Origin of the sequence: Rhodococcus sp. P-2, from assembly GCF_016598535.1 — a bacterium.
Taxonomy (GTDB): Bacteria; Actinomycetota; Actinomycetes; order Mycobacteriales; family Mycobacteriaceae; genus Rhodococcus_F; species Rhodococcus_F baikonurensis.
The window spans coordinates 1,961,956-1,979,696 of the sequence record NZ_CP066779.1 but is presented as its reverse complement, the minus strand read 5'-3'; the positions used below and the strand labels follow the sequence as shown (position 1 = coordinate 1,979,696).

Genomic DNA, 17,741 nt, shown 5'->3' with positions numbered 1-17,741 from the left:
CTCCGGGTGCAGTTCGCGGGGGTAGCGTTGGTGTGGAGTGGAATCGCAGAAAGCGAGTCGGTCGATGGCATCCGCTGTGCGTGCAGAAGCCGATCACCGGATTGTCGGCAACTTGCCGTTGGAGCTGACGAGTTTCGTCGGCCGACGGCGTGAGTTGGCCGATGCCAGAAGATTGTTCGAGTCGTCCCGTTTGTTGACGCTGACCGGCGTTGGGGGAGTGGGTAAGACACGCCTTGCGATCAGACTCGCGGGTGCGCTGCAACGCGTGTTCAGCGGGGGAACCTGGTTGGTGGAGTTGGGCGAGCTGTCGGATCCGGACCTGCTCGAGGACCATGTCGCCCTGACGTTGGGGGTGCGGCCGGTCTCGTCGTCGGATTCGCTGCACGCCGTGATCGACTACTGCGCCGATCGGAGTCTGCTGTTGGTGCTCGACAACTGTGAGCACTTGGTGGATTCGGTTGCCCGCTTGTGCGGGGCGATCTTGCGTCGCTGCGCCGGGGTGAAAATCTTGGCGACGAGCCGCGAGTCGCTGGGGATGGGCGGTGAGGTGACGATGCGTGTTCCCTCGCTCACGACGCCGGCTCTTCGGGGCCCGAACGGGTCCACCGGGCTGGCCCAGTACGAATCCGTTCTGTTGTTCACAGAACGAGCCGCAGCGGTGGTACCAGGATTTGCGCTGACCGAGGAGAACAGGCATACCGTTGCCCGCATCTGCCAAGACCTGGACGGACTGCCGTTGCCGATCGAACTGGCAGCTGCCCGTCTGCGGGGTATGTCTGCGGAGCAGATCATGAACCGGCTCTCGGATCGGTACCGTCTCCTCACCAATGGCGGACGAGACGTGCCCAGTCGTCAGCAGACCCTTCGATTGTCGATCGATTGGAGCTATGACCTCTGTTCGCTACCGGAGCAGCGGTTGTGGGGGAGGTTGTCGGTCTTTTCGGGTGGGTTCGATCTCGACGCGGCGGAGGGGGTGTGCGGGCAGGATTCGAGTTCGACGGAAACACTCGATCTCGTCACCGGTTTGGTCGAGAAGTCCATCCTCATTCGTGAGGAGATCGACGGCTCCGTTCGATACCACCTTCTCGATCTGCTCCGGGAGTACGGGCGTGAAAAGTTGGATTCAACGGGGGAGCAGCTCGATCTGCCTCGCCGACACCGTGATTGGTTCGAAGGCCTTGTCATCCGTGCAGAATCCGACTGGATCAGTAGCGGGCAGGCGTCGTGGGCAGCGCGGCTCGGTCGAGAACAACACAATCTGTACGATGCACTGGAATATTCGATTTCCACCGTTGGTGAGGCGCGTTCTGCGACTCGTATGTTCGCCGCGTGGTACAGATTCTTGTTGTCCGACGGATTGATCGGCCAGTTGCGATATTGGGCTGATCGAACACTGAACGCCGCGGACTCCGAGCCTGACATGTTTCGGGTGGATGTCCTGTGCGTGGACGCCGCGGCGCATGCGATGCAGGGCGATCTCGTTCGCGCCCGCGAACTGATCGACGAGGGACGGCGACTTGCGGAGGCTCTGGGAGATGTGCGCTCGCGAGCTCTGACGGAGTGGGCGGGCGGGTACGTCGACACATGCGCGGGTGAATTGGACAATGCCACAGCGAAGTTGGAATCTGCCGTGACGTTGTTTCGGCTCGACGAAAATCTGCAGTACGTGGTGATCAGTTTGGATACCCTCGGCCTCGCCTACATTCTTACGGGCGCGCTGGAGCGGTCGGCGGAGTGTTTCGACGAGTGTCTCGAGATTACCGAGCCACTGCGCGAAGTGACGTATCAGGCCCACGCGTTGGGGTTTCTCGGACTCATTGCTTGGCTTCGGGGCGACTTCGCGCGCACGAGTGAGTATTTGACGCGAAGTTTGCGAATTGACAGCTCGTCGATGAACGCGGCGTGGTGCATCGAACCGCTTGCATGGACGGCAGTGGCACAACGTGATTGGAAGCATGGAGCGGTTCTTCTCGGTGCCGCAGCGATGTACTGGCAGAAGATCGGGCAACCTCTCACCGGATTCTCGCGATTGTCGAGCTACCGCGAGAATACCATGGATAGTTCTCGAAAGGCTTTGGGTGACAGCGCCTTCGATAGAGAGTTTCACCGAGGAATCGTCATGACCGAGGGTGAAGCCGTCGCCTATGCGCTCAACGAGCGTCGCAGTGCTTCAGCTTCACTGTCGACGGAGGCGATCCGACTGACCCGTCGTGAGCAGCAAGTTGCGGAACTGGTGGCTCAGGGCCTCACCAACCGCGCTATCGCCGAGCATCTCGTCATTTCGCCACGGACGGCGCAGGGGCATGTGGAGAACGTGCTGACGAAATTGGGATTCACCTCCAGAGCGCAGATCGCGGCGTGGGTGGTATCGACTGCGCAGGAAGATGATTCGCAGCAGATCAAAGCTTCAGAAGGCCGGAGTTGACGTCCGATTGCACTGCGCCTCGGTCGTCGCCGCACAGGCAGAACACCGGATAGCGCTTACCCACTTCTCGCCGTTGAAACGACACTCGCAGCGGTCCGGGCGCATCCGTGCGTGGGGATTGCGTGAGTAACGTGTACAGCCACGGTCCCTCGTCCAATTCGACAATGGCGAGAACCGTCGTCGGATCGCCCTGAACCGTTCGCCAGGACACGACAGTGCCGTCTCCGCAGCACCGCGCTACGTCCAATCGCACCCCGCGGCATCTGGTGCAGACGGCACTGGCGGGGGAGAGGATGGCGTCGCATTCCGCGCAATGGGGGAGCGTCAAGCATTCGGATAGTGACGAGCGGGCCGAATGTCGTTGCGATCCAGGCCGTTTTGTCAAGCTGACGTGAAACATGTCAGTAACGGCGGGCGAGGTAGTACGGCATCGAGTCCACGGGTGCGCGTTTGACCGACTCGCCCGATGTCGGGGCGTGAACGACGTCACCGCCGCCGGCATAGATCCCGACATGTTCCCCGCCGTAGTACAGGACCACGTCACCGGGCTGGAGTTCGTCCCGGGAAACCGGAGCTCCGCCGACAGCCTGGTCGTAGGTAGTTCGTGGAATCGAAACGCCCGCTTGTGCATAGGCCCACTGCACGAGGCCGGAGCAGTCGAACGAGTCCGGTCCGGTTGCGCCCCAGACGTACGGGGCGCCGATCTTGGACTGTGCGGCTGCCAATGCGCGGCCTCCGTCCGAGGAAACGAAACCCGACACCTTTGCCGGATTCGTGGCGACGGAAACTTCGCCTGTGTTCCAGTCCGGAAGCAAGGGGCCTGAGCGTTTGCGGTGTCGATGCTCACGGCAAGGGTTGTGAGCGAAAGAGCGCCGATGACAAGCGCCCTTCCGAGTGCGTTCTTCGTCGTGCGGGGGCTGGTGAATCGGTGGTGCGACATTTCTCGTGTTGCCTTCGCGTCGGTGCGTCCCGAAGCAGGTATCGGCTGAGCGTGATCGGGCTTCGGCTTGTGACACACAGCCTGGTGTCGCCTCGACGTGTTCGCGCCGGTCAGGTGGACGGGGTGCATACCTGTTTTCGAATGGCTTGTCGGCAGGCGTGACGTCTCGAGAAGGGCAGAAGTAAGAAGTAGGTATCGGTGCAGGTACTACGGTCGTCGCCGCACCGGCGGGCGCACGGCAATATCGAGTCCGGTACTTCACCCGAAGAAAAACCACCTCTGAACTGGGCCGAGACGATCGACACTTCGAAGGTTATGCGGCGTGGATGACGCGGTTTCTGGACGCCGCCGGAGTTACCGGCCCGGTGACCGTCGTCGGGCATTCGTTCGGCGGCGGTGTGGCGACAGCACTCGCGCGGGATTTCCCCGTGCGTGTTGCGCGCTTGTTTCTGGTGAACTCGGTTGGTGGCGTTCTGTTCGACCATGCGGATTGTGCAGTGACCAGGCGGCCGGCGATCGTGTGCGGCGGGGCGACCTCGCCGGTACGCAGCGGGTCGGGAATGCGCTCACGAAACGGTGCCTAGCTGGATTCGGTGGTCGTTCTGTACTCTCGCAGTCATGCAACAGCGGAGCACGGGAACGGTGACACGGTCACTGTTGCTGCTTCTGCTGCCGTTCATCGCGCTTCTCGCAGTGCCTCCGCTTGGATCGTCGGGCAGCGCCGCGGTGCTGGGAACTGCGATTGCCGTCTTCGTGGTCGCAGCGCTCGCCACCTCGTCGAAGTACGAACTTCTGCAACTGTGTGCGGTTGCGGCCACCGGCCCGTCGGATGACGAGCGCTGCCTGCGTGGTGCCTTCCGTAGGCAGAGCAGTCCGGACGCGCCCGGTCGTCCGCAACCTCGAGCACCCGGAATCGGTCTGTAGATCGGCCGTCGGCGGGAGTGAACTCGCCGTAGGTCGGTCAGACGTCTTGCGTCCACGACCATTCCCGCGCTCTCGATTGCCGGAGCGTGCCTCTCGGTGAGGTTTTATTCGTCATGCTCGATTTTGTCTACTACCCCGTGTCCGGAATCCTCTGGTTCTGGCACAAGGTCTTCTCACTGATCTCCGGATCACCCGACAACGGCGTCGTATGGGCGCTTTCGGTCGTGTTTCTGGTCTTCACGCTCAAGGCCTTGCTGTTCAAACCATTCGTCAAGCAAGTCCGCACCCAACTCGTGATGCAGAAACTGCAACCGCAGATCAAGGCATTGCAGAAGAAGTATTCGGGCGACCGGCAGAAGCTCACTGTCGAGATGGCAAAGCTGCAGAAGGAACACAACTACAGCCCGTTGCTCGGATGCCTGCCGATGCTCGTTCAGGCACCGGTGTTCATTGGTCTCTATCACGTCCTGCGATCATTCAATCGAACCGGAGCGGCATCCCACGTCCCGTTTCTGAGCCCGACCGAGCCCATGTCGGTGGCGGACAACGCGAACACTGCCAACTACTTCTTCAGCGCCTCGGACGTGCAGTCGTTTCTCGACGCCAAACTGTTCGGCGCGCCGTTGTCCGCCATGATTTCGAGTCCGGCAGCACAACTGGAGGCGTTCGGCGACGTCAGCCGAATCTCCATCATTCTGGTTGCCGTACCGCTGATGATCTTCGCGGCCGTCGCTACGCATTTCACGTCGCGGGCGTCCATCGCACGTCAGGTGGACACCGGAACCGTCAACCCCCAGACGGCAATCATGAACAAACTTGCGCTGTGGGTATTTCCGATCGGTGTGGTTGCGTTCGGCGCTTTCGCCCCTGTTGCGATCCTGCTCTATTTCGTGAGCAACAACTGCTGGACGTTGGGACAACAGCATCTCGTCTACGGACGCATCGCGGCGGAGCAGAAGGAGGCCGAATTGTCGCCGACATCCTCGACGGCCGCGACCCAGGCGCCCCGAAGGGCCGCCGCACCGTTGCCGGGAGCAAAGCCGATCCGGACCAAGCGCAAGCGATGACCGGAAAATCGCCCCTCCCTACCGACGAGTAAGGCACGTACGCTGGAAAGCATGACCAAATGGACCGCAGAAGACGTAGTCGATCAGACCGGCCGCACATTTGTCGTCACGGGGGCGAACAGCGGACTGGGTGAGGTAGTCGCACGAGCGCTGGGCAAAGCCGGGGCAGACGTGGTCCTCGCCTGTCGGGACACCACGAAGGCCGACGTCGTAGCCGCAGAGATCGGGTCAAACGCGGTAGTTCGTAAGTTGGACCTGTCCGATCTGTCGTCGGTACGAGCTTTCGCCGACGCAACGGACAAGGTCGACGTCCTGGTGAACAACGCCGGCGTTATGGCCGTTCCGTTCCGCCGGACGGTCGACGGTTTCGAAATGCAGATCGGCACAAATCATCTCGGGCACTTCGCCTTGACCGGTCTGTTGAAGGACAAACTCACCGACCGGGTCGTGACCATGTCCAGTGCCCTGCATCAGCTTGGAACTGTCGATCTCGACGATCTCAATTTCGAACGTCGAAAGTACAACCGCTGGTTGGCCTACGGGCAGTCCAAGCTCGCCAATCTGTTGTTCACGTACGAACTTCAGCGCAGGCTCGCAGCTTCGGGATCTCCGCTCAAAGCGCTCGCTTCGCATCCGGGATATGCGTCGACGAACCTGCAGGGGCATACCGAGTCGATCCAGGACAAGCTGATGGGGATAGGTAATTCGATCTTCGCTCAGTCCGCGGAGATGGGTGCGCTTCCCGAACTGTGGGCGGCCACTGCGCCGGATGCTTTCGGCGGCAGTTACATCGGACCGGACGGTCCGTTCGAGCAGCGCGGGTATCCGAAGGTCGTGGGGTCGAACAAGAAGTCTCACGATACGAGGACCGCCGCGGGCTTGTGGAATTTGTCGGAGAAGTTGACCGGAGTCTCGTACGGGATCTGATTCGGATATGAAGGTGGCCGCGAACTTCGAGAAGTTCGCGGCCACCTTCACATCTGTTCGAGCTACATGCTGTTCGGGTTACAGCGTGACAACCATCTTGCCGGTGTTCGCACCGCGCATCAGGTCGATGAACGCTTGTGGTGCATTCTCCAGGCCTTCGACGATGGTCTCGTCCCACTGAATCTTGTTGTCGGCGAGCCACCCTGCCATGTGGGTGCGGAATTCGCCGCCGAGGTGGCGGTAGCCGCCCACGAGGAATCCGCGCAGCGTGAGCTGCTTGCCGATCACCAATGCCAGATTGTGGGGAGCGGTGGGCTTGTCAGTGGTGTTGTACTGAGCGATGGCCCCACACAAGGCAATCCGGCCACCCTGGTTCATGGCGTCGATGGCGGCTTCGAGGTGCTCGCCACCGACGTTGTCGAAGTACACGTCGATGCCGTCAGGCGCCGCGGCGGCCAGAAGTTCGGTGATCGGGCCGTCGTGATAGTCGAACGCCGCGTCGAATCCGAGTTCGAGAAGTCGGGCAACCTTCGCCGGTGAACCGGCGCTGCCGATCACTCGCTTCGCGCCGAGCAACTTGGCGATCTGACCGACGAGCGATCCGACGGCACCTGCTGCGCCGGAGACGAATACGGTGTCGCCTTCCTTGAATTCCGCGACTGCGGTGAGGCCGGCATACGCAGTGAGGCCGGTCATGCCGAGGGCGCCCAGGTAGGCCGTCGCCGGCGCGATGGACGTGTCGGCCGGAGTCACTGCGGATCCGTCGAGAATGGCGTATTCACGCCACCCCAGGCCGTGGACGACAACGTCGCCCACAGCGCGATCAGCCGACTTGGATTCGACGACCTCGCCGACAGCGCCACCGTCGAGCGCCGCGCCGACCTGGAACGGCGGAAGGTAGGACTTCACGTCGTTCATCCGGCCGCGCATGTACGGGTCGACGGAGATGGCGATGTTGCGGACCAGGATCTGGCCGTCTTCGAGTTCGGGGAGTTCGACTTCGGCGGTGGCGAAGTTCTCCGAGGTGGGCCAACCGCTCGGGCGTGATGCGAGGCGGATTTCCCGGCTTACAGTGGTGGTGCTCATTCGTCGTCCTTACTTACTTCGAGGGTGACCTCGATGTTGCCGCGAGTTGCGTTGGAGTACGGGCACACCTGGTGCGCCTTCTCCGTCAGCTCGACGGCCTGGTCATGGGGCAGATGGGGGAGTGAAACCTCCAGCGTCACAGCAAGTCCGAAACCGCCTGCGCCGTTCGGGCCGATGCCGACCCGCGCGCCGACTGCGGAATCAGCCACGTTGGCCTTCTCGGCGCGGGCGACCATCTGCAGAGCGGAGTGGAAGCACGCTGCGTATCCGGCGGCAAAGAGCTGCTCGGGGTTGGTGCCCTCGCCGCTGCCACCCATTTCCTTGGGAATGGCGAGGCCGAGGTCGAGGCGTCCGTCCGAGGTGCGAGCGTGACCGTTGCGGCCTTCGCCGGTGGCAAGTGCTTCTGCGGTGTAGACGATGTTCATGACTTCTTCTTTCCGTCGGAGTGGGCATTGGATGCTTGAAGTGACTCGCCGAGGCGGGTGAGAACGTCTCGGAGTTCGGTCAGTTCGTCGTTACTCAGACCAGTGGCGCCCGCGAGCTTGGCCGGGATGTCCTCGGCCTTGCTGCGCAGGGTGGAACCGGACTCGGTCAGGTGGATCTCGACGCGACGCTCGTCGGTGGTGAGGCGTCGACGTTCGATGAAACCCAGACCCTCCAACCGTTTGAGCAGCGGCGACAGGGTTCCGGTATCCAGATCGAGGGCCTCACAGATTTCGCGCACCCCGCGGCCGTCTCGTTCCCAGAGTGTCAACAAGACGAGGTACTGGGGATACGTGATCCCCAGGTCGTCGAGCATCGCTCGGTACGCAGCCGTGGTGGCCCGCGACGCCGAATAGAGGGCGAAGCAGACCTGGCGTTCGAGGGCGAGTGGGTTGGTCACGAGAACAACTGTAGCGCACAGTTAAGTTGTGCACAACAAAGAAGTGTCAAATATATATGCAGCTGTAGCTCTACGGAGCCGACAGAATCTCGGAGACACTCGCGAGGAAGGTGTGCACCGTCCGAGCCGCGGGCGCGGGAAAGCGGGTGCGAAGTGCCAGACCGTCGTGGGTGCGCGAGAACCAGAACTGAACATCGTCGGCATTCGACACGCGACTGAGTTGCTGCGGATTGATCGGCGCAGGCTGTGATTCGCGGGACTCTGATTTGCGGGGGCGAGATCCACCGGGCATGGTTCGGTAGTCGGCGTAGGACACCGAGAAGATGTCTCGGCGAGTGGGCGAAACCTCGGGCCCCAAGCTCCGCAACACCTGTCGCGAGGACACGGACGACAGTGAAAGTGACTCGTGGAAAGCGAGATTGACTGCCCGAGCAGTGCTGTGAAGATTATCCTTGCTCGTCACGGTGATGGGCGCATTGGCCACCAGCCATCCGAAGGTGTGGTTGTGCCGCGGTTCCCGACGTGTGTGGACCGGAAACAGCAGGTGTGTGTCCCTCTTGCCGGTCAATTGTGTTGTGGCCAAACCGATCGACGCAAGAATCGCGCCGAAAGGCGAGTGTCGATGATCGGCGCAGTTCTGGTCGAAGAGCTCTGCTTCGTCGGCGTCGAGGAGCATTCGGGTGTCGGTGCCCTGGGGTGACATCGTTCCGGCGGGTAGTCCCAGATCCACGGGAAAATGGGGAGTGTCACCTCCGCATGATCGAAGGAAGGACCGCCAACCCGCAATGCGGTGGTCGCCGGGATCTGGATCCGCTGTTGCCGATTCGCGGAAGCAGTAGTTGAGGAAACTTCCGGGCTCCGGCAATAGATCCGACGCGATCGGAACACGTTCTGCCCGAGTGTATTCGCGATACAGAGTGCTGATCTCGGTGATGGCGATGCTCATGGACCAGCCGTCGCAGATGGCATGGTCGAACCCGCAGATCACTGTCGACTGGTCGTCGCGGGTGATGGCACCGAGAAAGTACGCGGGAAACGCAAAAGGATTGCACCATCGATCCAGGCGCTCGCCCAAGAGTTCTCGCACCTGTTCCGGCGTTCGTGCGTCCGCCACGGTTTCCTCACGGAGGCGCAGGTCGCCGATATCGGCGACGTCGACGAACAGTGCCGAGGATTCACCCGGTACTTCGGCCTGGGAGAACGAGCACGACAGGGCGTCGTGGCGGGACGTCCATTCCTCGAAGCTGGCTCTGAGTGCGTCCGTGTCGATGGGGCCGGGGACGTCGAAAGTGGCAGCGAGCCATGTCGTATCGCCGCGGCTCCCGGCAAGATGCAGCTGCTGATTCGAGGTCGGAGGAACCGGATACGTCGATCCGGTGGAGATTTCGCTCGGAGTCCACTGCAGGATGCGCCCCGGCCGTGCCTCGAACCTGTCGAGAAAGGTTATGTGCATCAGGCGGTCTCCACTTCCTGACGTGCATCCGCCTGACGAACGACACGGTAGTCGCCGGTATCGGCGACCGTTCTCAGGACGTTGCGGAGGTGTCGAAGGTACCGATCCACCGATGTGTGTGCTTGCTCGGTATCGGGAAAACTGACCATCACGTACGTACGGTCTTCCTTCCTGTTGATCCACATCGACAGATCACCCGTCGTTCCTGGCCCACCCAGTGCGCGCGCGTCGAGTTCGTCGTGGTGCTCGGCACCTGGAATCAGGCGCATGTCGATGTACGACACCATCGGCGGGACCGAGGTTCCGCCGATGTCGGATCCGGTCAACTTCGACACCTGGGCGATCACCGAGTGAATGGACACGTCCGCGAGTCCCTTCACTGCTGCGCGAGCAGCGTGGGCAAGGGGGAGTGCATCGGTGAAGCTCGTGACATCACTCAGCGTGAACGAGACCGGGACGAGGTTGATGAACCAGCCTTGCGCGTAGAGGTATCTCGGATCGGAGCGGGTACCGACTGCGTTGAGCGCGAAGTAGTTCGCTCTGTCCGCAACTTCGATCTCGGTGAGGGCGAGGGCTGCGAAGATCCCCGTGGAGAAGCCGACACCATGGGACTTGCACAGCGCTGCGAACGCGGCTGACTCGTCGCTGTCGAGAACGTCGATGTGTGTGCGGGTCGACCGGGTCTGTTCGCCCCGCGCGACGCCGAGGTCGAGGGGGAACGTCGGGAGTTGTCCGGCATTGGCCGCGAGAATCGAAATCCACTGCTGCACAGGGGCTGCAGCCAGATCAAGGCTTCCTGCCGAGGCCCGCTCTTCGCCGCTGTACTCGACGTAGCTGCCGGGAGAGGGAAGTTGGGCGTCGATGCCGGCGCTTTCGGCGATGTACAACGCACGAAGTTCTTCGACGCCCAGCATCAGCGACAGGCCGTCGGTGTGCGAGTGATCGACGCCGTAGTAGACGGTGAAGCCGGCGCCGTGCTCGACGGCGCCACTGATGAACGAGGGCCACTGCAGTGGGCTGGTATCGCCGGCGAAACTTCGGCTGACATGCTCGCGAACCGCATCGGTCGTGTGCAGAGAACCGACGCTGTGCGGCGTGAGTTCGATCGTCGATGCATCCACCACGTGACGGTCGATGACCCCGCTCCCGTCGGGATCTTCGGATGGTCTGACCTCGAACCAACTGTGCAGTGTGTTGTGCCGCAGGACAAACGCCTGGACCGCCCGACGCAGTGCTTCCCGATCGAGATCACCGGGCAGAGTGAACGTGAATCCGATCCACGGTGACCAGTCGACGCCTTGTGCACGCTTGTGATCGGCGGTTCGAATGTGTCCTTCTTGTAGGAACGAGAGCGGTTGGTCGCTCCGCGGTGCCCCGGATGCCGCCGCCAGGGACTGTTCAGTAGGCCTGAACTCGGTGAGCGTCCCGGCTTTCGGTGCCCAGAGATCGATGGGTGTCATTTCCATGAGAGTTCTCCTCGATCGGTGCAGCGGTGTTGGTCGGAGGTGCGAATGTGTCGGTCGAGAAGGCAAAGTCCTCCATTTCGCGGCGTAGGAGTCCCGCGAAGTGATGGATGTGGCGGCTCGTGCGCGCATTGCCCGGGTGGCGTATGGCCAGATTGAGCCCTTCGGGAGTCCGTGTGAGCCAGATGTAGACGTCGGTTCCCGAATGATCGCGACTACGAAGGCCTCTGGTCTGCCAGCTCGTCCATTGCTCGGCACCAGGAACGTGACGAACGTCCATGTAGGAGAGCACGAACGGCAGGTGATGCGGGGAGTCGATCAGCTCGCACACTCTCGAATACGGCAGGGCCGCCGCGGGGCGGACGCGTCGTATCTCCACTCCGGCAAGCTGGGCCAGATCGTTCACCGTTGCGGCGGGGGCAATCGGAATCCTCACCGGCACAACACCGATGAACCATCCCAGCGACGCAGCCCATCGAAGCTCCGAACGCGTGTGTTGCGGCACGACGACGCGGAATTCGTCTGCGCCGGTGAGATCTCCGGTCACCTTGGCTGCGCACGCGAGTATCGCGGCAAGGAAACCTTGGTTGCTGCGCTTGCTCGCTTCTGCCAGGCGTTCGGCGCCCCGGGCGCTCAGAAGCCAAGCGGACAGGCTCTGTTGAGGGACGCGGCGTCCGACGACCGGTTCGGGTAGCGATGGAAAGTACGGAGCCTCGCCCTGCGCGTAGAACTCGCGCCACGTCTGCACCGCCGGGTGAGAGCAGTCCGCGTGTTCCACGAGATCTCGTTCCCTGGTGCCGAAGTCGATGTAGCTTCCGGTCTCCGGCGGTGAGGGATGACTTCCCTCGCTCAGCGAACGGTAGATCGTCTGCAGTTCGTGCGCGGTCAACGCCACCGAGTATCCGTCCAGCAGAGCATGATCGGCGGCAAAAACCACGGTGAAGTGGTTGGGACCTTCAATCGTCGCGAACTGATACGCAGGCCAGACAAGTGGATCGGTCGATCGGTCGAGCAGTTGCTGCAGATGTGTGAAGACGGACATCGAGGACGCAAGATGTCCGACGTCGTTACCCAAAATCCGGACGTCCCCACGCCCCGCGGTGCGTCGGACTATCGCCTCGTCCTCCACGGCGACGTGTGTTCGGAGCACTTCGTGGCGATCGATCCAGTGATCGAGAGCGGCTGCCCAGATCCTTCGGTCGAGTCTGTCGTGGATGCGAAACGAGGTACCCAGCCACGAAGGAGCGCACCCGTCGATCTTGTAGCGCTCCTGCCGTTTCATCTGCTCGGCATGTTTCAGATGTGCTTCGTGGATGTAGCTGGCGGGGCGCTGGTCGACAGGCCACTGCGAGGGCGGATTCACCGCGCCGGGAGTCCACTCGGTGACGGTCCCGGGTGGTAGGGGATAGTCGGCAAGTTCCGTGAATTCCATTGGGAAACCTGATCTCTCGAGATGGCGAAAGGTGGGGATCGTGAACGGGGCGGATGTTTGTAACCGAGAGTGACAGATGATTAGTCAAGGCAAGTAGAACGCGACCTGAGACTCCGCGCAACTGCTTCGAGGCGAGATGTGACGAGGAACATTCCGCTCGTTATTTCGGACAATTCGAATACTGGACATCCGGTTTACGGCCTTGGTCACCTGTCAGTTGATCGATCAATCACTCTGTGGTGAAACAAATTTCAATAGATCGTTGTGAATTCCGCCGGATGGCGAAGAATGTGCGTATGCGAATACCGGAATATGTTTGTGTGTAGCAATTTTCGTAGTGATTCGGCTGTATCTCTTTCATTGACAACAGGGTTCGTGTACGGCCATCGTGCCCCTTCGGTGCGCGGATTGTTCACCGAGTATTGACATGCTCGGCATCTGCCGGTCGTATGCGGACGGTAGTTGTAAGCGATGACTGATCCGATGGAATACGACCTGGTTGTGATCGGCTCCGGCCCGGGCGGGCAGAAGGCTGCCATCGCGGCCGCCAAGCTGGGTAAACGGGTGGCGATGGTCGAGAAAGGCAACATGCTCGGGGGAGTGTGCGTCAACACCGGCACCATTCCGTCGAAGACGTTGCGCGAGGCGGTTCTCTACCTCACCGGGATGAACCAACGCGAACTGTACGGCGCGAGTTACCGCGTCAAGGAGAACATCACTCCGGCCGACCTGCTGGCGCGAACCCAGCATGTCATCACCAAGGAAATCGAAGTCGTGCGATCTCAACTCCTGCGCAACCGTGTCGAATTGTTGGTAGGGGTCGGCTCGTTCGTCGACGAGCACACCATCCTCGTCGAGGACGCCTCGCGCGGAGACAAGATGACGATCACGGCGAAATTCGTGGTGATCGCGACGGGAACGTTGCCTGCCCGCCCGGCGGGGGTGTCCTTCGACAGCCACCGTGTGCTCGACTCCGACGGAATTCTCGATCTGACCTCCATCCCGACCACCATGGTCGTGGTGGGCGCGGGAGTGATCGGTATCGAGTACGCGTCGATGTTCGCGGCACTCGGCACCAAGGTCACCGTCGTAGAGAAGAGAACGTCGATGCTGGACTTCTGCGACCCCGAGGTCATCGAATCGCTTCGGTTCCATCTGCGCGATCTGGCGGTCACTTTCCGATTCGGTGAGGAAGTGACGGCCGTAGACGTCGGAGCGAACGGAACGCTTACGACGCTGCGCAGCGGCAAGCAGATTCCCGCCGAGACCGTGATGTACTCGGCTGGACGGCAAGGCCTCACGGCGCCGCTCGCGCTGGAGAACGCGGGGCTCGAAGCCGACGAACGCGGCCGTATCTACGTCGACGACAATTTTCGCACAAAGGTCGAACACATCTACGCCGTCGGTGACGTCATCGGCTTCCCGGCGTTGGCGGCGACGTCGATGGATCAAGGTCGACTCGCGGCCTACCATGCCTTCGACGAACCAGGCGCGAAGCTGATGGATCTTCAGCCGATCGGCATCTACTCGATTCCCGAGGTGTCGTACGTAGGCGCGACCGAGGTCGATCTGACCAAGGAATCGGTGCCGTACGAGGTCGGGGTTTCCCGATACCGTGAACTCGCGCGCGGGCAGATCGCAGGCGACACCTACGGGATGCTCAAGATCCTGGTGTCGACGGATGACCTGAAACTGCTCGGTGTTCATATCTTCGGCTCGGGTGCAACGGATCTCGTGCACATCGGCCAAGCGGTGATGGGGTGCGGCGGGACTGTCGAATACCTTGTCGACGCCGTCTTCAACTATCCGACACTGTCCGAGGCGTACAAGGTGGCGGCGCTCGACGTGATGAACAAGATCAGGGCTCTCAAGCAATTCCACTAGGGGTCGGTGTGTCCCCAGGTACCGGTCAGGGTCGGTCGGTGTACTTCTCGGGTAGCACTTGTTCGAATACCTGAGGGTGATGTCAGGCCTGGGGAAATAGGGCAGGGTCTATCCCTATGACCATTGCCCTGGAACTTCGTGTGGAATTTCGATGCTGATCGGACTGATTGCCGCGATCGTGGCATGCGTCGGATACGGCGTTGCATCGGTGCTGCAGGCGTATGGTGCGCGCAAGTCGGCAGCTGCCGCCGAGCAGCGAGGCGAGGCCGGACACGTGACGGCGTCGGGTGGCCCGACCCTGCGTTCGACCTTCGCCGCCGCGCTGACTGCGTCGTTCATCCTGGGCACCGTGCTCGATGCAGTCGGATTCGCCGGTAGTGCCATCTCCGCGCGGCTCATTCCACTGTTCTTGTCGCAGACCGTGGTCAGCGCCAATCTCGTCATCACGGCAGTGCTGGGGACCGTGGTCCTGGGCATCCAGTTGCGTCGTCGTGACTGGTTCGCGATCACCGCGGTGATCGGATCGCTCCTGCTGCTCGGATTGTCGTCGGGTCACGCGGGCGGCGGGAGTTCCAACGACGCCGTCCACTGGGGTGTCCTCGTGGGCTCGGCGTTGATCTTGTCGATCGGCATCGGCTTGATCCGATGGTTGGGCTCACGGGCAGCAGTTGTCGCCGGGTTGATCTCGGGTGTGCTGTTCGGCTGTCTGGCCATTGCCGTACGCGTGGTCTACGGAATCGATCCGTTCGAAATCGGCACGATGCTCCGCGATCCGGCCGGCTGGGCAATCCTCGTCTCGGGTCTGGGCGGTTTCTATCTGCACACGGTCGCGTTGCAACTGGGATCCGTCAACGGCGCGACAGCGGCTCTGGTTGTCGGCGAGACGGTGGTTCCGGGAATCGTCGGCGTCGTGGTGCTCGGCGACGCGTCGCGACCGGGCCTGGAATGGCTTGCCGTTGTCGGCTTCATCGGAGCGATCGCTGGCGCCGTCGCCGTGGCTGTCTTCGGCGCGGCGAGCCACGAGGAGAAACCCGCCGAAGAAGTGACCGTCTGATGTGGCGGAACTCGAGTGGTTCGTAGTTCTTTCGATCTAATACTTTTGGCGGATACTGTTTTTCGTTCGAACTCTGCTCGGCGTTGTTTCAACCGTTCGACGAATCTGCAACAGCAGGTTCGACTGAACCTGCGTCGCTGTTCGGTCGGTCCAGCGGTAACGGAAACCGCATTTTCGCAGATAGTTCTCATGCGCGACCGATGCCTCGCATACGTTGTGCGGTCACAGTCACCTGGTCGTAGACCGGAGGAAAGTAATGAGCAGCTTGGACATTCAACGTTGGTCGAACGACTTCACAGCCCTCACCAAGGTCATTTCGGAAGGTATCGAGAAGTTTGTTCTTCAATTCCTTTCCAGCTGAAGTGATCTGAGCTCGTGCCTGGTGTGGAGTTTTTGATCTCTACCGCGGTTCGGGGCGGAATCGTGATGAAGGCGAGGTCCTTACCGGGGCTAGGAGGGCCGGTCCGGGCCGAGCACGTAGGCGAACACGTACGTAACTGCGGCGATTACCGCCAGTACGGCCAGAGACGTCGGGAACCCTGCGTCATCTCGCACCGGGTCACCTGAAGCGATGACGGGCGCCGTGAATACTCCGGCTACCAGTAACGTCACTGCCAGGGTCGAACACGCAGCAAACCGGTGTTTCCAGCGAGGGACTGTGCGTGCCGGCCATCTGTGGCCGGAGTTCAGGGCACAGTGCCCGCCTGCAACCGCGCTGGAGCCGACTACGAGTCCGACCAGTGCTCCAATGAATGCGGGTATGAAAAGGCCCACCCAGGACCATGCTTCATCGCTGACCAGCGGGATCATCACGGCGACGCCTGTGACCGCGCCGGTCAGCGCGGCCACGCACAGTTCCTTGTCGATCCAGCTCATGAATCAACTAGAACACAGGCCCACTCTCAAGACCCTCGAGCAAAGAGAATTCAGGGGTTGAAGAACTGGAGTCGGCGTTGCAGGCGAGCTATCGACGGGTCCCCGATCGTGCGCCGGCCATGGGTACGGGCTTGGCTCGGGGTCATCCCGTAGAAGTCTTTGAACGCGCGCGCCAATTGGGATGTCGACGTGAAGCCGCATCGCCGGGCCAACGCTTCGATCGTTTCGTTCGGTGTTTCGGCTTTGGTCAACTCGCGGTAGACGAGTTCGAGGCGCTTCCGTCGTATGACAAGAGCGATCCCGCCGTCGGATGCGAATGCGCGGTAGAGCTGTGCTCGCGAGACCGACAGGGCCCCACACATCGATGTCGGGCCGAGCCAGCTCTCCGAGAGATGTTCGGCGATGTAGGTGTAGGCGCGATCTCGGAGGGAGCGATCGGGCCGCGGCGACAGGTCAGGCTCGGCGATACCCAGACTGACACGAAGCAGGGACGCCACGACGTCCTCGTAACCGGTTGCTGCGCCGGGATCGAGATGCGGTAGCGCGAGTACGACCGATTGCATGCACTGAGCGAGTACCACGGCAGGAACTCCGCGCAGTACCGTCCCGTGGAGAGAGCGACCCTTCGACTCCGCCTCGACGAGGGAGCGCGGTGCGAGAAGCGTGATGGTGCGCCCTGTCGATTCGGCCTCCGCGTCGGCGGTCCATGTACGCCCGAGGTCGAAGAATGTGACATCTCCTGGACGTGCGACGAAATCGACTCCGTCGGCGTTGCCGCTCAGCTGCCCGTCGAGGACGACCTGGACCATGTATTGATCGTCGAGTCCGCTCTCGGCGATCAGCCGGTTGTTTCGGGTGTACTTCTGCGCGTTGAAGGTTGTTCGACCGATCAACGAGGACCCGATGGGAAGTGCTGAGATCGAGCCTTCGAGAGGCGTGTCGGGGTCAATCCGGTCGGTGACGAAGAAAGGACGTGTCGCGCTGCGCCAGAAGTCGTCGGCGTCCTCCGGATCAACCGATCGAGTCGACACGCGGATGCGGGCGGAATTCATCGACACGCGGATGCGGGCGGAATTCATCGACACGCGGGCATGATATGTCAGATCCCGCAGGTCGCAGTCACTCTCCCGCAAATAATCGTCAATAGTGACCGAGCCCACATAATGAGACAAATCGGGCGTATTTGTGAGACGGCCAGTGCTCGCGCGTTGCGGCGATTCTGTCTATGTTGTTCGTTATGGGTGGACAGGTTGGGAGTTCGATGCTCGAACGAAATCTCGAGTTCGGCGGGGATCGACTGCTCGTTTGTCGGCCGTCATGACGTCCA

Annotated in this window: 17 protein-coding genes; 7 read left to right on the top strand and 10 right to left on the bottom strand. The window is 61.6% G+C overall.

Features of this window, described 5'->3' with window-relative positions:
- Positions 1 to 64: 64 nt before the first annotated feature.
- Positions 65 to 2,425, top strand: a complete 2,361-nt coding sequence (locus I7X09_RS09320; RefSeq protein WP_200316484.1) for an ATP-binding protein — start codon at positions 65 to 67, stop codon at positions 2,423 to 2,425.
- Here the strand turns inward: I7X09_RS09320 and I7X09_RS09315 are convergent.
- Positions 2,400 to 2,636 (bottom strand): hypothetical protein, encoded by a 237-nt coding sequence (locus I7X09_RS09315; RefSeq protein WP_095968722.1) that lies wholly within the window; start codon positions 2,634 to 2,636, stop codon positions 2,400 to 2,402. The two genes, I7X09_RS09320 and I7X09_RS09315, sit on opposite strands and share 26 nt — an antisense overlap.
- 190 nt (positions 2,637 to 2,826) lie before the next feature.
- Positions 2,827 to 3,240, bottom strand: coding sequence for a C40 family peptidase (locus I7X09_RS29375; protein ID WP_442800587.1), 414 nt, complete (start codon positions 3,238 to 3,240; stop codon positions 2,827 to 2,829).
- A 319-nt stretch (positions 3,241 to 3,559) separates the two neighbouring features.
- Between I7X09_RS29375 and I7X09_RS29725 the strand changes: the two genes are divergently transcribed.
- From I7X09_RS29725 to I7X09_RS09290, 4 genes are all read left to right on the top strand, one after another.
- Positions 3,560 to 3,949 carry an alpha/beta fold hydrolase gene (locus I7X09_RS29725; protein WP_200317753.1) on the top strand — a complete coding sequence of 130 codons (390 nt, stop codon included), beginning with the start codon at positions 3,560 to 3,562 and terminating at the stop codon, positions 3,947 to 3,949.
- Between the two features lie 34 nt (positions 3,950 to 3,983).
- Positions 3,984 to 4,289 carry a DUF6412 domain-containing protein gene (locus I7X09_RS09300; protein ID WP_206028806.1) on the top strand — a complete coding sequence of 102 codons (306 nt, stop codon included), beginning with the start codon at positions 3,984 to 3,986 and terminating at the stop codon, positions 4,287 to 4,289.
- Between the two features lie 113 nt (positions 4,290 to 4,402).
- Entirely contained in the window at positions 4,403 to 5,356 is a 954-nt protein-coding gene (gene yidC / locus I7X09_RS09295) for a membrane protein insertase YidC (protein WP_200316482.1), read from the top strand.
- Between the two features lie 51 nt (positions 5,357 to 5,407).
- Positions 5,408 to 6,283 carry an oxidoreductase gene (locus tag I7X09_RS09290; RefSeq protein WP_095968726.1) on the top strand — a complete coding sequence of 292 codons (876 nt, stop codon included), beginning with the start codon at positions 5,408 to 5,410 and terminating at the stop codon, positions 6,281 to 6,283.
- Between the two features lie 78 nt (positions 6,284 to 6,361).
- Here the strand turns inward: I7X09_RS09290 and I7X09_RS09285 are convergent, their stop codons facing one another.
- The 6 genes from I7X09_RS09285 to I7X09_RS09260 all read right to left on the bottom strand — a co-directional run bounded on the left by I7X09_RS09285 (position 6,362) and on the right by I7X09_RS09260 (position 12,600).
- Complete coding sequence (locus I7X09_RS09285; protein WP_095968727.1) at positions 6,362 to 7,369, bottom strand: NADP-dependent oxidoreductase; 1,008 nt, start codon at positions 7,367 to 7,369, stop codon at positions 6,362 to 6,364.
- The gene (locus I7X09_RS09280) at positions 7,366 to 7,794 is read right to left on the bottom strand and encodes an organic hydroperoxide resistance protein (protein WP_003939720.1); all 429 of its coding nucleotides are present in this window, start codon (positions 7,792 to 7,794) and stop codon (positions 7,366 to 7,368) included. Before I7X09_RS09280 ends, I7X09_RS09285 begins: the two co-directional genes overlap by 4 nt.
- Complete coding sequence (locus I7X09_RS09275) at positions 7,791 to 8,252, bottom strand: MarR family winged helix-turn-helix transcriptional regulator (RefSeq protein ID WP_095968728.1); 462 nt, start codon at positions 8,250 to 8,252, stop codon at positions 7,791 to 7,793. The genes I7X09_RS09280 and I7X09_RS09275 overlap by 4 nt, the downstream gene beginning before the upstream one ends.
- Before the next feature lie 70 nt (positions 8,253 to 8,322).
- Positions 8,323 to 9,705, bottom strand: coding sequence for a condensation domain-containing protein (locus I7X09_RS09270; protein WP_095968729.1), 1,383 nt, complete (start codon positions 9,703 to 9,705; stop codon positions 8,323 to 8,325).
- Positions 9,705 to 11,171, bottom strand: a complete 1,467-nt coding sequence (locus I7X09_RS09265) for a condensation domain-containing protein (RefSeq protein ID WP_095968730.1) — start codon at positions 11,169 to 11,171, stop codon at positions 9,705 to 9,707. The genes I7X09_RS09270 and I7X09_RS09265 overlap by 1 nt, the downstream gene beginning before the upstream one ends.
- Positions 11,104 to 12,600 carry a condensation domain-containing protein gene (locus I7X09_RS09260; RefSeq protein ID WP_200316480.1) on the bottom strand — a complete coding sequence of 499 codons (1,497 nt, stop codon included), beginning with the start codon at positions 12,598 to 12,600 and terminating at the stop codon, positions 11,104 to 11,106. The genes I7X09_RS09265 and I7X09_RS09260 overlap by 68 nt, the downstream gene beginning before the upstream one ends.
- 471 nt (positions 12,601 to 13,071) lie before the next feature.
- Here I7X09_RS09260 and sthA point away from each other — a divergent pair, with 471 nt between their 5' ends.
- Positions 13,072 to 14,484, top strand: a complete 1,413-nt coding sequence (sthA, locus tag I7X09_RS09255) for a Si-specific NAD(P)(+) transhydrogenase (protein WP_007733953.1) — start codon at positions 13,072 to 13,074, stop codon at positions 14,482 to 14,484.
- A 151-nt stretch (positions 14,485 to 14,635) separates the two neighbouring features.
- Positions 14,636 to 15,538, top strand: coding sequence for a hypothetical protein (locus tag I7X09_RS09250; RefSeq protein WP_200316478.1), 903 nt, complete (start codon positions 14,636 to 14,638; stop codon positions 15,536 to 15,538).
- 450 nt (positions 15,539 to 15,988) lie between these two features.
- On the opposite strand, the gene I7X09_RS09245 is transcribed toward I7X09_RS09250, so the two are convergent.
- Together I7X09_RS09245 and I7X09_RS09240 are read right to left on the bottom strand one after the other, a co-directional pair.
- Positions 15,989 to 16,414 (bottom strand): hypothetical protein, encoded by a 426-nt coding sequence (locus I7X09_RS09245; protein ID WP_166809278.1) that lies wholly within the window; start codon positions 16,412 to 16,414, stop codon positions 15,989 to 15,991.
- Positions 16,415 to 16,464: 50 nt separating this feature from the next.
- Complete coding sequence (locus tag I7X09_RS09240; protein ID WP_234036945.1) at positions 16,465 to 17,493, bottom strand: helix-turn-helix domain-containing protein; 1,029 nt, start codon at positions 17,491 to 17,493, stop codon at positions 16,465 to 16,467.
- Between the last annotated feature and the right edge of the window lie 248 nt (positions 17,494 to 17,741).